This is a genomic window from Sphingopyxis sp. Q841 (genome assembly GCF_052384365.1).
Classification (GTDB): domain Bacteria; phylum Pseudomonadota; class Alphaproteobacteria; order Sphingomonadales; family Sphingomonadaceae; genus Sphingopyxis; species Sphingopyxis terrae_A.
In genome coordinates this window covers 1,381,927-1,397,516 of sequence record NZ_JBQSUM010000001.1, presented here as the reverse complement: position 1 = coordinate 1,397,516, position 15,590 = coordinate 1,381,927, and the positions used below count along the sequence as shown (strand labels likewise).

17 protein-coding genes are annotated in these 15,590 nt (G+C 67.2%); 12 read left to right on the top strand and 5 right to left on the bottom strand.

The window, feature by feature from the left end; genetic code table 11:
• Window positions 1–33: 33 nt before the first annotated feature.
• Genes crtY through ACT17R_RS06905 form a run of 6 tightly spaced genes read left to right on the top strand, consistent with a single transcriptional unit; the run spans window position 34 to window position 5,299 of the window.
• The gene (crtY, locus tag ACT17R_RS06930; RefSeq protein ID WP_234178425.1) at window positions 34–1,191 is read left to right on the top strand and encodes a lycopene beta-cyclase CrtY; all 1,158 of its coding nucleotides are present in this window, start codon (window positions 34–36) and stop codon (window positions 1,189–1,191) included.
• Window positions 1,188–2,660 (top strand): phytoene desaturase, encoded by a 1,473-nt coding sequence (locus ACT17R_RS06925; protein ID WP_444809183.1) that lies wholly within the window; start codon window positions 1,188–1,190, stop codon window positions 2,658–2,660. Before crtY ends, ACT17R_RS06925 begins: the two co-directional genes overlap by 4 nt.
• The gene (locus ACT17R_RS06920; protein WP_234178596.1) at window positions 2,660–3,241 is read left to right on the top strand and encodes an LOG family protein; all 582 of its coding nucleotides are present in this window, start codon (window positions 2,660–2,662) and stop codon (window positions 3,239–3,241) included. The genes ACT17R_RS06925 and ACT17R_RS06920 overlap by 1 nt, the downstream gene beginning before the upstream one ends.
• The gene (locus tag ACT17R_RS06915; RefSeq protein WP_234178429.1) at window positions 3,241–4,212 is read left to right on the top strand and encodes a phytoene/squalene synthase family protein; all 972 of its coding nucleotides are present in this window, start codon (window positions 3,241–3,243) and stop codon (window positions 4,210–4,212) included. Before ACT17R_RS06920 ends, ACT17R_RS06915 begins: the two co-directional genes overlap by 1 nt.
• Window positions 4,209–4,781 carry a nicotinamide riboside transporter PnuC gene (gene pnuC / locus ACT17R_RS06910; protein ID WP_234178430.1) on the top strand — a complete coding sequence of 191 codons (573 nt, stop codon included), beginning with the start codon at window positions 4,209–4,211 and terminating at the stop codon, window positions 4,779–4,781. The genes ACT17R_RS06915 and pnuC overlap by 4 nt, the downstream gene beginning before the upstream one ends.
• Window positions 4,778–5,299, top strand: coding sequence for an AAA family ATPase (locus ACT17R_RS06905; RefSeq protein ID WP_234178431.1), 522 nt, complete (start codon window positions 4,778–4,780; stop codon window positions 5,297–5,299). Before pnuC ends, ACT17R_RS06905 begins: the two co-directional genes overlap by 4 nt.
• Window positions 5,300–5,362: 63 nt before the next feature.
• Here ACT17R_RS06905 and ACT17R_RS06900 read toward each other — a convergent pair whose 3' ends face one another.
• The 4 genes from ACT17R_RS06900 to secB all read right to left on the bottom strand — a co-directional run bounded on the left by ACT17R_RS06900 (window position 5,363) and on the right by secB (window position 9,337).
• Window positions 5,363–6,064 carry a DUF4136 domain-containing protein gene (locus ACT17R_RS06900; RefSeq protein WP_082813247.1) on the bottom strand — a complete coding sequence of 234 codons (702 nt, stop codon included), beginning with the start codon at window positions 6,062–6,064 and terminating at the stop codon, window positions 5,363–5,365.
• Between the two features lie 114 nt (window positions 6,065–6,178).
• Window positions 6,179–7,195, bottom strand: coding sequence for a tryptophan--tRNA ligase (gene trpS / locus ACT17R_RS06895; protein WP_186401618.1), 1,017 nt, complete (start codon window positions 7,193–7,195; stop codon window positions 6,179–6,181).
• A gap of 3 nt (window positions 7,196–7,198) precedes the next feature.
• Window positions 7,199–8,797, bottom strand: a complete 1,599-nt coding sequence (gene murJ, locus ACT17R_RS06890; protein ID WP_444809182.1) for a murein biosynthesis integral membrane protein MurJ — start codon at window positions 8,795–8,797, stop codon at window positions 7,199–7,201.
• 27 nt (window positions 8,798–8,824) lie between these two features.
• Complete coding sequence (gene secB / locus ACT17R_RS06885; RefSeq protein WP_003041665.1) at window positions 8,825–9,337, bottom strand: protein-export chaperone SecB; 513 nt, start codon at window positions 9,335–9,337, stop codon at window positions 8,825–8,827.
• Between the two features lie 262 nt (window positions 9,338–9,599).
• Here secB and ACT17R_RS06880 point away from each other — a divergent pair, with 262 nt between their 5' ends.
• From ACT17R_RS06880 to ACT17R_RS06870, 3 genes are read left to right on the top strand one after another with little or no spacing between them, the layout of a single operon-like run.
• Entirely contained in the window at window positions 9,600–10,268 is a 669-nt protein-coding gene (locus ACT17R_RS06880; protein ID WP_234178433.1) for a Tim44/TimA family putative adaptor protein, read from the top strand.
• An 8-nt stretch (window positions 10,269–10,276) separates the two neighbouring features.
• On the top strand, window positions 10,277–11,629 hold the full coding sequence (gene mltA, locus ACT17R_RS06875; RefSeq protein ID WP_444809181.1) for a murein transglycosylase A: 1,353 nt from the start codon (window positions 10,277–10,279) through the stop codon (window positions 11,627–11,629).
• A gap of 6 nt (window positions 11,630–11,635) precedes the next feature.
• On the top strand, window positions 11,636–12,208 hold the full coding sequence (locus tag ACT17R_RS06870; RefSeq protein WP_234178435.1) for a Smr/MutS family protein: 573 nt from the start codon (window positions 11,636–11,638) through the stop codon (window positions 12,206–12,208).
• A gap of 3 nt (window positions 12,209–12,211) precedes the next feature.
• Here ACT17R_RS06870 and dapE read toward each other — a convergent pair whose 3' ends face one another.
• Window positions 12,212–13,345 (bottom strand): succinyl-diaminopimelate desuccinylase, encoded by a 1,134-nt coding sequence (gene dapE, locus ACT17R_RS06865; RefSeq protein ID WP_186401803.1) that lies wholly within the window; start codon window positions 13,343–13,345, stop codon window positions 12,212–12,214.
• A 119-nt stretch (window positions 13,346–13,464) separates the two neighbouring features.
• Here dapE and ACT17R_RS06860 point away from each other — a divergent pair, with 119 nt between their 5' ends.
• The 3 genes from ACT17R_RS06860 to ACT17R_RS06850 all read left to right on the top strand — a co-directional run bounded on the left by ACT17R_RS06860 (window position 13,465) and on the right by ACT17R_RS06850 (window position 15,589).
• Window positions 13,465–13,932 (top strand): cupin domain-containing protein, encoded by a 468-nt coding sequence (locus ACT17R_RS06860; protein WP_234178436.1) that lies wholly within the window; start codon window positions 13,465–13,467, stop codon window positions 13,930–13,932.
• Window positions 13,929–14,549, top strand: coding sequence for a LysE family translocator (locus ACT17R_RS06855; RefSeq protein WP_186401801.1), 621 nt, complete (start codon window positions 13,929–13,931; stop codon window positions 14,547–14,549). Before ACT17R_RS06860 ends, ACT17R_RS06855 begins: the two co-directional genes overlap by 4 nt.
• 158 nt (window positions 14,550–14,707) lie before the next feature.
• Window positions 14,708–15,589 carry an OmpA family protein gene (locus ACT17R_RS06850; protein WP_062901586.1) on the top strand — a complete coding sequence of 294 codons (882 nt, stop codon included), beginning with the start codon at window positions 14,708–14,710 and terminating at the stop codon, window positions 15,587–15,589.
• Window position 15,590 lies beyond the last annotated feature (1 nt).

Genomic DNA, 15,590 nt, shown 5'->3' with positions numbered 1-15,590 from the left:
GCCGCTCGCCGCCAGCCTCGCTAGGGCTGCTGGATGAACCGCGCCGATTCCGACTCTTGCGACATTGCCATCGTCGGCGGCGGGCTCGCCGGCGGGTTGGCAACGCTCGCGCTGGCGCGGCGGCGCCCCGATCTCGACGTGCGGCTAATCGAGCCGGGGCCGGTCGGCGGCAATCATCTCTGGTCCTTTTTCGACGGCGACGTCGCGGCGCGCGACCGCTGGCTGATCGAGCCGCTGATCGCGCATCGCTGGAGCGGCTATGACATTGCCTTTCCCGCCTATCGCCGGGCGATTGCCATGCCCTACAACAGCATCGACAGCGAAACGCTGGCGGAGGCGGTCGCCGCGCTGCTGCCGCCCGAACGGCTGATCGCTAAGGCGGCGACGCGGCTCGCGCCGCAATCGGTGCTGCTGGAGGGCGGCGACCGGCTCGCCGCGCGCCACGTCATCGACGCGCGCGGGATCGGCGACCTCACGGGGGTCGATTGCGGCTGGCAGAAATTCGTCGGGCAGGCTCTGCGCGTGGCGGGTGGACACGGCCTCACTCAGCCCGTGGTGATGGATGCGACGGTCGATCAGATTGGCGGTTATCGCTTTGTCTACTGTCTGCCTTTCGATGCCGAGACCGTCTTCGTCGAGGACACCTATTATGGCGACGATGCCGACCTTGACGTCGGCGCGGTTCGCGCGCGGATCGCCGATTATGCGGCGGCGCGCGGGTGGACGGTCAGTGCAGTCGCGCGCGAGGAAACCGGATGGCTGCCCGTCGTCATGGCGGGCGATTTCGACGCGATCTGGCCGCGGGACGACGCCGTGGCGCGTACTGGCGTGCGCGCGGGTCGCTTTCACGCCACGACCGGCTATTCGCTGCCCGACGCGGTGCGCGCCGCGGCGGCGCTTCCCGCGCTCGTCGATCGCGCCGATCTGGGCGCGCGGCTGCGCGCCGATGCGGCGACCGCGTGGCGGCGTCAGCGCTTTTACCGCATGCTCGGCGCGATGCTGTTCCGCGCGGCGGAACCGGCCGAGCGCTATCGCATCTTCCAGCGCTTCTATCGCCTGTCGCCGGCACTCATCGCGCGCTTCTACGCCGGCGCGTCGAGCGGTGCCGACCGGCTGCGTCTCTTGTCGGGCCGCCCGCCGGTGCCTATCGGGCGGGCGATCAGGGCGATCGGGAGTTTCGACTGGCTATGACGCGAAGGGCCATCGTTATCGGTGCGGGGTTCGGCGGGCTTGCGCTCGCGATCCGGCTCCAGTCGGCGGGCATCGCGACCACGGTCGTCGAAGCGCGCGACAAGCCCGGCGGGCGCGCCTATCATTGGAAGCGCGAAGGGTTCACGTTCGACGCGGGGCCGACCGTCATCACCGACCCGCCCTGCCTCAATGAACTCTGGGCGCTCAGTGGTCAGGACATGGCGGCCGACGTCGATCTTGTGCCCGTCACCCCCTTTTATCGGCTGAACTGGCCCGACGGCACCAACTTCGACTATTCGAACGACGAGGCGGCGCTGCGCGCCGAAATCGCGAAGCTCGATCCCGCCGATGTCGCGGGGTACGAGCGTTTTCTCGATTATTCGCGCGGGGTTTATGAAGAAGGCTATGTGAAGCTCGGCTCGGTCGCCTTCCTCGATTTCGCCGCGATGCTTCGCGCGGCGCCTGCGCTTGCGAAATATCAGGCATGGCGCAGCGTCTATTCGATCGTATCCTCTTATGTGAAGGACGAACGGCTGCGGCAGGCGCTGTCGTTCCACACGCTGCTTGTCGGCGGTAATCCGATGACGACCAGCAGCATCTATGCGCTGATCCACACCATCGAAAAGGACGGCGGCGTGTGGTTCGCGCGCGGCGGCACCAACGCGCTGGTCGCGGCGATGGTGCGATTGTTCGAGCGGCTGGGCGGGGTGCTGCGGCTGGACGATCCAGTGGCGCGGATCGAGACGCAGGGCGATCGCGCGACCGGGGTGGTGACCGTCGGCGGCTGGCAGGGTGCGGCCGATATGGTCGCGTGCAACGGCGACCTGATGCACAGCTATAGAGATCTTCTCGACCATTCGCGCGGGGCAAAGGTCGCCAAAAGCCTGGCGCGCAAGCGCTGGTCGCCATCGCTCTTCGTCATCCATTTCGGCGCGAAGGGCGACTATCCGGACGTCGCGCACCACAGCATCCTCTTCGGCCCGCGCTACAAGGGGCTGCTCGACGACATCTATGGCGGGAGGGTGCCCGACGATTTCTCGCTCTACCTCCATCATCCCAGCATCACCGATCCCGGCATGGCGCCGCCCGGCCATTCGACCTTCTACGCACTCGCCCCGGTCGCGCATCTCGGCAAGGCGAAGGCCGACTGGGACGGCGATTTCGGCGCGCGTTTTGCCGACGCGATCCTCGAAGAGGTCGAGCGCCGCGTCGCGCCCGGACTCCGCGCCAATCTTGTCACGCGCTTTCACTATACGCCCGCCGATTTCGGCCGCGATCTGTCGGCGCATCTTGGCAGCGCCTTCAGCCTCGAACCCGTGCTATGGCAGAGCGCGTGGTTTCGCGCCCATAATCGCGACGATATGATTTCGAACCTTTACTTCGTCGGCGCCGGGACGCATCCGGGCGCCGGTATTCCAGGTGTCGTCGGCAGCGCGAAGGCGACCGCCCAATTGATGTTGGAAGAATGATGAAACGCATTGCCGTCTATTGTGGGTCCGCAACCCCCGAAGACCCGATCTATATGGAAACCGCGCGCCACGTCGGCCGGACGCTGGCGAGCCGCGGAATCGGGGTCGTCTATGGCGGGGGCCGGCTCGGGCTGATGGGTGCGGTCGCCGACAGCGCCCTCGAAGCGGGCGGCGAGGTGATCGGGGTGATCCCGGATGCGCTCGTCGGGACCGAGGTCGCGCATCGCGGCTGCACCAAACTGCACGTCGTTTCGGGTATGCACGAACGCAAGAAGATGTTCACCGACCTGTCGGACGGCTTTCTGACCATCCCCGGCGGCGTCGGGACGATGGACGAATTGTGGGAAGCGATCAGCTGGGCGCAACTCGGCTATCATGCCAAGCCGGTCGGGCTGCTCAACGCGGCGGGTTTCTATAACGATCTGATCGCCTTCAATCGCCGGATGATCGACGTCGGCTTCATCCGGCCCGCGCACGCCGGGATCATGATTGTCGATGCGGGAATCGGCGAACTGCTCGACAAGATGGCCGCTTACCAGCCGCACGAGCCGATCTTCGCGATGAAGGCCGACGATCTGTAATGACCGCGGCCGGGGGCTATGATGCGGCGGCCCTGCACCGCTTTGCGCACGACAGCATCGCGCGCGGGTCGAAAAGCTTTGCGCTCGCCAGCCGGCTGTTCGACCGGCGGACACGCGAACGGGTGCTGCTGCTCTATGCCTGGTGCCGCGCCGCCGACGATCTGACCGACGGGCAGGATCATGGCGGCACCATGCGCGCGGGGCACGACCCGGTGGCGGCGGTCGCGCGCATCCGCGACCTGACCGATCGCGCCTTTGCCGGCGACCCCACAGGTGACCCCGCCTTCGACGCGCTTGGCCTGTTGCTGACCGAGGTCGCGATCCCGCGCGCGGTGATCGACGACATCGTCGCGGGCTTCGAACTCGACGCCGCCGACTGGCGCCCGCGCAGCGAGGCCGATCTGTTGCGCTATTGCTATCATGTCGCGGGCGCGGTCGGCATCGCGATGGCGCTCGTCATGGGGGTCGATCCGACGGACGAAACGACGCTCGACCGTGCGTCCGACCTCGGCATAGCATTCCAGCTCGCCAATATTGCGCGCGACATTGCCGAAGATGCGGCGGCCGACCGCTGCTATCTGCCGGTCGACTGGCTGGTCGAGCTGGACATTCCGCCGGGTCAGCATATGCATCCCGCCTTTCGTCCGCGTCTTGCCGTGATGGCGAAATGGCTCGCGGAAATGGCCGGAGAATATGAAGCGTCGGCGCGCTGGGGGGCGCGCAAGCTGCCGCCGCGCAGCCGCTGGGCGGTGCTTGCGGCCGCGGGCATCTATGGCGACATCGCGCGGGCGGTGCGGCGCCGCGGCGATCATGCGTGGGACCATCGCACCGCGACGACGCCCGCCGCGAAATTCGGCTGGGTGGCGCGCGCCGGCTGGTCGGTGCTGCGCCGCCCGCCGCTGCGGCGCATTGCCCGCGACGGGTTGTGGACCCGCCCGCGGATAGCCGGCGGCGCGGAGACGGCGCAGTGAGCCAGCTCGAGTGGCTGGCCGCCGCGCTCGTCCTGATCAACGTCGCGCTGGTCGCGATGCGCAAGGTGTGGAACTATCCTTTCGCGCTCGCTGCCGTCACCCTCTATGCCTTCGTCTTCTACGAAGCGAAGCTGTACAGCGACATGCTGCTCCAGGGATTTTTCTTCGTCCTCAATCTTTACGGCTGGCTCAGCTGGGTTCGCGCGCGCGACGACAGCGGCGTGCCCGTCGGATGGATGCCCGGCCGCGATCGCTGGCGATGGGGCGCCGCTGTTGGGGTAGCCTGGGTCGCGTGGAGCTCGGCGATGCACCGCTACACCGACGCCGCGGCGCCGTGGATCGACGGCGGCATCGCGATGCTCAGCATCGCGGCGCAATGGCTGCTCGCGCGGCGCCGGGTCGAAAGCTGGTGGCTGTGGATTCTCGTCGATCTGATCGCGGTGCCGCTGTTCGCTTGGCGCGGCCTTTATGCGACCAGCGCGGTCTATGTCGTCCTGCTGGGACTGTCGATCGACGGGCTGATCCAGTGGCGCCGCGCCGCCGCAGCGCCCGCAGCGATGCCTGCATGACGCGCCATATCGGCCTCCACGGCGCCGAATCGACCGGCAAGTCGAAGCTGGCGCCGCGTCTTGCCGCGCGTCTGGGCGGCGTGGTCATCCCCGAATATGGTCGCACCTATTGCGAGGCGAACGGCACCGATCTCGATGCCGGCGACCTGCTCGCCATCTTTCACGGCCATGTTGCCGCGACGAAGCTTGCCCTCGCGCAAGTCCCGGCGTGGGTGATCTCGGACACCGATCCGCTGATGACGCAGGCGTGGGCGATCATGCTGCTCGGCCGGCGCCTGCCCGAAATCGACGCCTGGAGTGATGTCGCCGACTTCTACCTCGTCCCCGCGCTCGACCTGCCGTGGCGCGAGGACGGCACACGGCTGTTCGGAAGCGACCTTGCACGGCGGCAGTTCATGGATGTCGCGATCGCTGAACTCGACCGCCGCCGCCTGCCCTGGGCCTGGGTCGAAGGCGATGGCGACGCCCGCCTCGAAAGCGCGCTCGCCGCGATCGCAGCGGCGGGGCCTGATCGATAGGTCGCGCACGAAAAAGCCCGCCTTCGGCCTGAAGGCGGGCTTTTACAAAACCACCTTTGGCGGTTACTTCTTTTCGGGCGGCGCCACGGTGATGCGCACCCGTTCGCCCGAATTGCCGGGGAAGTTGGTGAACATCGCCTCGACAAGATTGGGAACGATCTGCGTCAGGTCATTATCGCGTGACTGCGCCTGTGCATGGCCTTCGAACAGTCGATAGCCGTCGGCGGCGCGGCTGATCTGCAGATTGAGGTCGCTGGTGTAGACGGTGAAGCTTTCGACGTCATTATAGCCCCAGCTCGGGCCGAAGCCGCCCCACATGAAGGGGTCGCGCCAGCCGTAGATATAGCGGCGCCCGCGGGGGCCGCGCACTATCACGGGCGGCGAATAGAAGCCGCGGCCGTAATAGCCGCCGTACCAGGGATTGCCGAAGCCGGGCGAGGAGACGACGCGTTCGCGCCCCTTGTCGATGCCATAATCCATGCGCACGACCATGTCGGCCTTTTCGCCGGGGGCGGCGGGACGATAGCCATAGCGCGTCAGTTCACCCGCGACGAGCGTCGCATATTGATTGAACTCGATCCCGCCCTGCAGCGCCGGGTCATTCGCCTCGATCGCGAAGCTCTGCCCCTGCGGTGCAGGAAGCTGGGTCTGGAAGCGCGCGACATCGGCGCGGAAGGGCGTGGCGGCACAGCCGGCCATCACCAGCGCCGCGCCCGTCATGGCGGCGAGTCCCAGACGCCGAAAGATTGTCTTGCTCATCATCATGCTCCGTGATTCGGTGCGCGCACAGCACACACCGTTTATAGCATGACTACGCCGGCGCGGCTGAACCTTGGTTTAACCCGCTTCGTCGCAGCTCCGTTCCACACAGACAATGACTTAGCGGCAAAGCCCCAAGACCTTATATGTGGTGTCGAGCGTCGGCTTTGCAAGCGCGCGTGCCTTGTCGGCGCCCTTGTCGAGGATCGCGTCGAGCGCCGTCTGGTCGTCCTTGAGCGCGACGAAGCGCGCGTTGATCGGCGCCAGCCGCTCGACCAGCAGCTCGCCGAGCGCGGGCTTGAACGCGCCGAAGCCCTGCCCGCCGAACTGTTGCAGCACCGCGTCGGTGCTCGAGTCGGCAAGCGTGGCGTAAATCCCCACCAGATTGCGCGCCTCGGGCCGCCCTTCCAGCCCTGCGGCCTCGGACGGCAGCGGTTCGGGATCGGTCTTCGCCTTCTTCACCTTCTGCATCATCGTGTCAGCATCGTCGGTCAGGTTGATGCGGCTCATGTCCGACGGATCGGATTTGGACATCTTGGCCGACCCGTCGCGCAGGCTCATGATCCGTGCCGCGTCGGGCGGGATGATCGGTTCGGGCAGGGTGAAGACCGGGTCTTCCGCGCTCGCATAGTCATTGTTGAACTTCTGCGCGATGTCGCGCGCCAGCTCCAGATGCTGCTTCTGGTCCTCGCCGACGGGAACGTGCGTCGCCTGATAGAGCAGCACGTCGGCCGCCTGCAGCACCGGATAGGTGTAGAGCGCCGCCGAGGCGCCCTCGCGATTCTTGCCCGACTTGTCCTTGAACTGCGTCATCCGGTTCAGCCAGCCGATCCGCGCGGTGCCGTTGAGCAGCCATTGCAGCTCGGCATGCGCGGGGACGCGCGCCTGGTTGAACAGGGTCGAACGGTCGGGGTCGATGCCGCAGGCGACGAGCGCCGCAGTCATCGCGCGGGTGTTTGCGGTCAGATCGGCCGGGACGTGCGGCATCGAGATTGCGTGCAGGTCGGCCAGAAAGAACAGGCAGTCGCCGCCTTCGCTCGCCACCTGATCCTGCATCCGCACCCAGTTGCGGATCGCGCCCAGATAATTGCCTAGGTGCAAATTTCCGGTGGGCTGGATGCCCGAAACGATCCGCATGTCTTACTCCTGTGTTGGCGCGGGCTTGCCGCGGCGCCGCGTCAGCATGGCGACCAGATCCTTGTCAAGCGCACCGACAAGGAAAGCCATGGCGAAAAAGGTCGCGCCGCCCGCCAGCACGAGCGCGGCGAGCGCGCCGACCCGTTCGGCGACATTGCCGCCATAATAGGGGGCGACGACGGGCATCAGCCAGACGAGCAGCGCCGACATTGCCGCGACCGCGACGATCTGCCGTGCGATCCGGCTTGCCAGCCGGGCGGTAAAATGGAACCAGCCGCGGCGGTGGAGCACGGCATAGAGCAGCAGGCAGTTGAAGCTTGCCGACGCTGCGGTCGCCCCGGCGAGTCCGACGATGCCATAGCGTTCCACGACATAGAGGTTGATCGCAATATTGAGGGTGAGCGCGGCGAGCGCGGTCCACACCGGCGTCCGTGTGTCTTCGCGCGCGAAGAAGCCGGGGTTCAATATCTTGACGATCACATAGGCCGGCAGCCCCGCGACCAGTGCCACGACGATATGGGCCATGATTGCGCCGTCGGCCGCGGTGAATTTGCCGCCGACGAAAAAGGCGGTGACGAAGGCGGGCGCGCAAATGGCAAGCGCCGCGGCGGCGGGCAGGGTGAGCAGCGTCGCCATTTCAAAGGCATTGCTCTGCAACCGCTGCGCCTCGGCGGCGTCGCCGCTGTGAATATGGCGCGACAGCATCGGCAGGATCGCTGTGCCGAGCGCAATGCCGACAATGCCGAGAGGCAACTGGTTGAGCCGGTCAGCGAGCTTGAGCAAGGTTAGCGACCCCTGCGGCAGCGAGGTGGCGAAGAAGGTGTCGACGAACTGGCTGATCTGGTAGATGCCCGCGCCGAACGTCGCGGGAAGGATCAGCATGCCCAGCCGCCGGACCTCGGGCGTCAGCCGCGGCAGCCGCAGATGCAGGCGCAGCCCGGCGCGTCGCACCGCCCACCACAGATAGGCAAGCTGGGCAACCCCCGCGAGGCTGACCGCTGCCGCGAGCGCGATCGCGACGATCCGGTCGTCGTGACTGTCGCCGCGCAGCCACCAGCCGGTGATGATCCCGCCGATCAGCACGATGTTGAGGATCACGGGCGCAAAGGCGCCGGGCGCAAAGCGCGACCGCGCGTTCAGCAGGCCCGACAGCATCGCGACGAGGCTGATCAGCGCCAGATAGGGAAAGGTGACGCGGCTGAGGAAGACCGCCAGCTCGAACTTGCCGGGAACGCTGCCAAAATCACGCGCGAGAATCCACACGATTCCCGGCATTACGGCCATCATGACGCCCGAAAAGACGAGCAGCGTCCACAGAAAGACCGACAGCACATCGTCGGCGAAGCGCGCCGCCGCCGCTTCGCCGTCGCCTTCGCTGCTGTGCAGCGCGCGACTGTACATCGGCACGAAGGCGACCGAGAAGGCGCCCTCGGCAAACAGCCGCCGAAAGGTGTTGGGCAGGGTGAAGGCGAGCTGAAAGGCGTCGGCCGCCAGCCCGGCTCCGAGCACGCGCGCAAGCAGCATGTCGCGCGCGAAGCCGAAGATCCGGCTGAGCAGCGTCAGCCCGCCGATCGTCCCGACGCTCTTGACCAGGCTGCTCATCGGATCAGCCGGCCGCCGCTGTCGGGATCAGGCCTGGCCGACCGGCGCGGCGTCGCCCGCCTGTTCGGCCTGCGCCTGCACCTGCTGCATGAACAGGCCGTGGAAATCGATCGGGTCGAGCAGCAGCGGCTGGAAACCGCCATCGCGCACGACGTCGGCAACGACGCGGCGTGCGAAGGGGAACAGGATGCGCGGCGCTTCGGCGAGGAAGAAGGGCTGAAGCTGATCGTCGGGGACGTTGCGCACGCCGAACAGGCCCGCATATTTGAGCTCGATGACAAAGGCCGTGCCTTCGTCATGCTTGGCGGTGACGTCGATCTTCAGCGTCACTTCGAACAGATTGTCACCGACGCCGTCGGCGGCGATGTTGAACTGGACGTCCATCTGCGGCGCCGACTGCCACTGGAAAACCGCCGGAGCATTGGGGTTTTCGAACGACAGATCCTTCACATATTGCGAAATCAGGCCGATCGCGGGGCTGGTGTCTTCGCCATTCGCCTGCGGTGCGGGATTGATGTCGATGCTGGTCTCGTCGGCCATGTCAGATGCGCTTTCGTTGAAACGATGGATGAACTGTGGGTCACCGTCCGCAGGCCGTGCAAGGCCCGCGTCAAATGGTTGCGGCGGCGCTTAGCAGCGGCGGCGCGCCAGCACAATGGCTGCAAGAGCCGCGGCCGGGCGCCCGGCGAAGGGACGAATCGTTGACCCGCCGCGATGGTGCGGTCATGGAGATTTGAAACATGTGCCGGCATCGCCTATGTAAAGGCGACGTCTTTACCCTTTGTCCGTATCGGATTTGCTTGTGACCGCTTTCTCGATCATCCTGCTCGCCATGATTGCCGCCTTCCTCGGCATGCGGCTCTATTCGGTGCTCGGCAAGCGGACGGGGCATGAGCAGGAACCCGTGATGCCGCGCCGCGACGACCGCGCCGCGCCGGCGCCGGTGCGGCTCGACGAAGCCGACGCCGCGGGCTCGTCGCGTGATCAGGCACCGGTGAACAGCGGACTGGTCTATGAACCCTCTGCCGAAGCCGGTCTGCGCCAGTTGCTGGCGAGCGACCGCCACTTCGATGCCGGCCGCTTCATGGACGGCGCGCAGGCGGCCTATCGCATGATCCTCGAGGCCTTCTGGAAAGGCGACCGCGACACGCTGCGCGACCTGTGCGACGACGACAGCTACGAAGGTTTCATCGCGGCGATCGAGGATCGCGAAGCGCGCGGCGAAAAGCTGGAAAACCGTCTGATCGGGATCGATTCGGCCAAGATCACCGCGGTGGAACTCGGCCGCAATGAAGCGCGCATCACCGTGCGCTACCAGGCGGATATCAGCGCGGTGACGCGCGATGCCGACGGCAAGCTGATCGCCGGATCGATGACCGACGGGGTGCAGACCGACGATCTGTGGACCTTCCGCCGCAAGGTCGGCAGCAGCGATCCCAACTGGCTGCTCGACGAAGCCGACGTCGCCTGAGCGGCAGCATGACGTTCCGGGGGGACGCCGTGCCGGATCGCAGGCCGCGCCTTCGCTGCGTCGGCCTCGCGCTTCTCTTGACCGTTCCGCTGCTGTCGGGCTGTGCCTCGGTGATCCCGGCGGCCGCCGGACCGCGCCCCGCCCCTGCGACTAACCCGACACCGACTCCGGCCCCCACGACCGCCGCCCCGCGCCCTTATCAGCCGCGCCCCTCGGTGCCGCCGGGTGCCGCCGCGAAGCCGATTCCTGCAACCCCCAATCCGCCGCTTGCCGCGCCGCCGGTTCCTGCGACCGCGACCAGCGCGGTCGAAAGCGGCGTCGTTGCCGGTCCCGAATATAATGCGCTGGGCGTTGCTCCCGAACAGGCGACCGCCGCGCTGATCGCCTTCCGGCTGAGCTGCCCTTCGGTGCAGCGCCGAACCGATGCAAGCGGGCTGACGCAGCCCGGCGAATGGGCCGAGGCCTGCAGCGCCGCGAGCGGCTGGGCCGACCGCGATGCCGGCAATTTCTTCAGCCGCTATTTCGGTACGGTGCAGATCGGTGCAGGCACCGCCTTCGTCACCGGCTATTACGAACCCGAAATCGCCGCCTCGCGGACGCGGCGGCCGGGCTATGACGTGCCGATCTACCGGCGCCCTGCCGATCTGGTCGATGTAGACCTTGGTCTGTTTTCGAAGGATTTGCAGGGCAGGAAGATCCGCGGCCGCGTCGATGGCAGCAATTTCATCCCCTATTATGATCGTCTCGCGATCGAACGCGGCGCGCTCGCCGGGCGCGGCCTCGAAATCGCCTGGGCGGCCGATGCGGCCGAATTCTTTTTCCTGCAGGTGCAGGGGTCGGGGCGGCTGCGTTTGCCTGACGGCGACGTCATGCGGATCGGTTACGACAGCCAGAACGGCCGCGATTATGTCGGCATCGGCAAGCTGCTGCTCGACCGCGGCGCGCTCCAGCCGGGGCAGGCCTCGATGCAGGGCATCCTCGATTATCTGCGCGCCGATCCAGTTCGCGGCGCCGCAGTGATGAATGAAAATCCGAGCTGGGTCTTCTTCCGCGAACTCACCGGACCCGGGCCGCTGGGCGCGCTCGGCGTGCCGGTCACGGGCCGCGCGAGCGTCGCCGCCGATCCCAAATATGTGCCGCTCGGCGCCCCGGTCTTCCTCTCGCTCGACCGCGCCGAACCCAATGGGCTGTGGGTGGCGCAGGACACCGGCGGCGCAATCAAGGGCGCGAACCGGTTCGACAGCTTCTGGGGCGCCGGGGAAAAGGCACGTGCGATTGCGGGTGGCATGGCGGCGCGCGGTTCGGCGCTGATCCTGCTGCCGCGCGCCGCGGTCGCGCGGCTCACAGTCGCCGCGCGCTGACTGGCGATGGCGCGCCGCCTCGCTCCCGAAGAAAATGCGCTGTGGAAACGGGTCGCGGCCACGGTGAAGCCGCTCCATCGCGCACCGTCGCCGCTCGAACCGGCGGCGCCGCCGACGGTGCGGCCACCCAAGCCGGAGCCGCGCGGCATCGCCGTTGCCGCCGCGGCGCGGGCCCGGCCCGCCGCGCTCCCCCCGCCGCGCCGTATCCATGGGCAGGCAACGCTCGACAGCCATTGGGACCGGCGGCTGCGCAAGGGGCACGTCCGCCCCGACCTCAGCATCGATCTCCACGGCCACAGCCTTGCCTCGGCGCAGGCGCTGCTCGACGATGCGATCGGGCGGGCGCTGCTGCGCGGCGCGCGCGTGCTGCTCGTCGTCGCGGGGCGCCTGCGGCCGGGCGCCGACCGCTTGCCGCAGCCGCACGAACCGCGTCCGCGCGGCGCAATCCGCGCTTCGCTCGCCGACTGGCTGGCGGTGTCGCCCCATGCCGACCGCATCGTCGCGCTGCGCCCGGCGCACATCAGCCATGGCGGCGCGGGCGCGGTCTATGTCATCCTGCGGCGCAGCCGCGAGGATTAGGCGTCAGCGAAGGGCACGGTCCAATATTCCGCGATAGATGGCCGTCAGCGTGTGCAGGTCTTCGACCGCGACCGCCTCGTCGAGCTTGTGCATCGTCGCATTGGTCAGCCCGAATTCGACCACCGGGCACAGCGCATGGAGGAAGCGCGCGTCAGAGGTGCCGCCGGTCGTCGACATGTCGGCTTCGATGCCCGTCTCGGCCCGGATCGCGTCCGCGACGAGCGACGACAGCGCGCCCGGCGGGGTCAGAAAGGCCTCGCCCGAAATCTTGCCGATCACCTTGGCCGCGGGCTCGACGTCCTGCGCGATGCGCTCGACCATCGCGACCAGATCGGCGCCCTTCTGCTGGTCGTTGAAGCGGATCGACAGCCGCGCGCGCGCCGATGCCGGAATCACGTTGGTCGCGCCATTGCCGACCTCAAGGTCGGTGAACTCGATGTTCGACGGCTGGAACCAGGCGGTCCCCTCGTCGAGCGTCACCGTGTCGATCGCCGCCAGGATGCGCACCAGCTTGGGGATCGGATTGTCGGCCAGGTGCGGATAGGCGACATGGCCCTGCGTTCCCGGCACGTCGATCCAGATATTGACCGATCCGCGCCGACCGATCTTCACCATGTCGCCGAGCCGGTTCACCGATGTCGGTTCGCCGACGATGATCATGTCGGGCTTCACCCCGCGCGCATCCATATGCTCCATCAGCGCGCGGGTGCCGAAGATCGCCGGGCCTTCCTCGTCGCCGGTGATGATCAGGCTGATCGTTCCCGCCTCGGCGGGGGTTGCCGCCGCCGCGGCGACGAAGGCGGCGATCGAACCCTTCATGTCGACCGCGCCGCGGCCGTAGAGCAGATCGCCGCGAATTTCGGGCGCGAAAGCATCGCCGGTCCAGCCGACGCCCGGGGGTACGACGTCAAGATGCCCGGCAAAGCCGAAATGCACCGGGCCGCTGCCCGCTCGTACCGCGAGCAGATTTTCGACCGGCCCGTCGGGTTCGATCCCATCGATGAAGCGCTCGACCGTGAACCCGAGCGGGGCGAGCGCCGCCTCCAGCAAGTCGAAGACGGCGCCGGTCGCGGGCGTGACGCTCGGCGCGGCGATCAGCGCCCGGGCAAGGTCGACGGGGTCGATGGTCATGGTCATGAGCATCCTTTATCCGTTCGTGTCGAGCGAAGTCGAGACACCATTCGTCCGTGCGCTGCGCCGAGGGGCATCTCGACTTCGCTCGATGCGAAAGGCAAAAGGGAGATCGGAGGACCGCCATGCCCAAGCTCGATCTCGACACCATCCCCCAGACCAACGTCACCGGCTATCCCGCCCCCTATGACGCGCCGGTACAGGGGCGCTGGTACCGCCGCCTCGCGCCCGCCACCGGCCTTGCCGATTTCGCCGCGAGCCATGTCGTGCTGAAACCCGGCGCCTGGTCGTCGCAGCGCCACTGGCACGACGGCGAGGACGAGATGCTCGTGATGATTTCGGGCGAAGCCACGCTCGTCGAGGACGCGGGGCGCTGGCCGATGCGCGCGGGCGACATTGCGGTATGGCCGAAGGGCAGCACCAACGGCCATCATCTGGTCAATGAAACGGACGCCGACTGCGTCTTCGTCGCCTTGGGCGGCGGCAAGCTGCACGATACCGGCGGCGGCTATTCGGATATCGACATGCTGTTCACGCCCGACGGCTATTTCCACAAGGACGGCACGCCCTATCCGACGAAACGCCTGCCGTGACCGACGCCGACTGGATCGGCTTTGGCCTGGCGGTGCTGCTGATCGAACTGACGCCGGGCCCGAACATGGCGTGGCTCGCCGCGCTGGCGATGGGCGAGGGGCGCCGCGCGGGGCTGGCCGCGACCGCCGGGGTGGCGATCGGCCTGTTCGTCAATGCGTTCGCCGCCGCGCTCGGTATCGCCTTCATCGTGTCGGCCAGTCCGCTGCTATGGCAGGTCTTGCGCTGGGGCGGCGCTGCCTTCCTCCTCTGGCTTGCCTGGGAAAGTTGGCGGGACGCGGGCGAAAACTCCCCGGCGTTGATCGCCGCGCCGGGCCGGTCGCGGCACCATTTCCTGTCGGGGCTGGTGGTCAATCTGCTCAATCCGAAGGCGATGCTCTTTTACGTCGTCGTCATCCCGCGCTTCAATGGCGGGCAGGTGCCGGGCTTCGGCGTCGCTTTCGCGCTCGCGCTCGTCAGCATCGCGATCGCGACTACGGTGCATCTGACGATCGTCGTGGCAGGGAGCCGGGTCGGCGGCTGGATTTCAGACCCGGCGCGCACCCGCACCGTCCGCCGTATCCTCGCGCTCGCGATCGTCGGGGTGGCGATATGGTTTGCGCTGACCGCAGGCCGCTGACTGCCCGAATTGCGCGAAAGTGCGCCCTCACCAACGGTTCGCCGCACAATCTGCTCATATGGACGGCACGATCGCTCAACGGCCTTGCCGGACGATTTCAGGTGCAGAAAAGGACGGCGGGAACTCGCGGGGGCGGCTCGGAATGAAGGAGTAGCGTAATGCGTGCAGTTTCCATGAAATCGAAGCGATTGTTGTTGCTGGCGATGCTTGCCGGCTCGGTCAGCACCGCAGTGGCGGTGCAGGCGCAGGATGCACCCGAAAGCGACGGGTCTTTGCTCGTAACCGGCGCCGCGCCGCCAGATATGGCGCAGATGGCCGAAGGCCCGAAGGTCGAAGGCATCATCTCGGCGCGCAGCGGCGACCGGATGCAGGTGACGACCGCCGACGGCAGCAACACCGTGATCACCATCGCCGACGCCACGACGATCAAGTCGAGCGGCGGCTTCCTGGGCCTGAACCGCGACAAGCTCGGTGCCGAAGCGCTGCTCAACGGCCTTCCCGTGTCGGTCGAGACGCGCCAGTGGGAAGGCGGGCTGGTCGCCAGCCAGATCGATCTCAAGAGTAAGGATCTGCGCACCGCCTCGATGATCCGCAACGGGACCGATCAGCGGTTCGCCGAACAGACCGCGGCCACCGAAGCGCTGCGCGGCCGGATGGGCGACATTGACCAGTATAATGTGAAAGCCACGACGACGGTGAATTTCGACACCGGCCAGTCGGTCCTGTCGCCGCAGGCGAAATCCGATCTCTGCGCGGTCGCGCAGCAGGCGGAAAGCATGGACAATGCCCTGCTGCTCGTCGTCGGCTACACCGATTCGACCGGCAGCGAGGAACTCAATCAGCAGCTCAGCGAAAAGCGCGCCGGGCGCGTGGTGAATTATCTGCAGCAGGCGTGCGGCTGGAAGCCCTATCGCATGCTCACGCCGACCGGAATGGCGGAAGCCGATCCGGCAGCGAGCAACGACACGGTCGAAGGCAAGGCGCAGAATCGCCGCGTGGCCGTAAATATCCTCGTCAGCAAGGGGCTCGACGGCCTCTAAG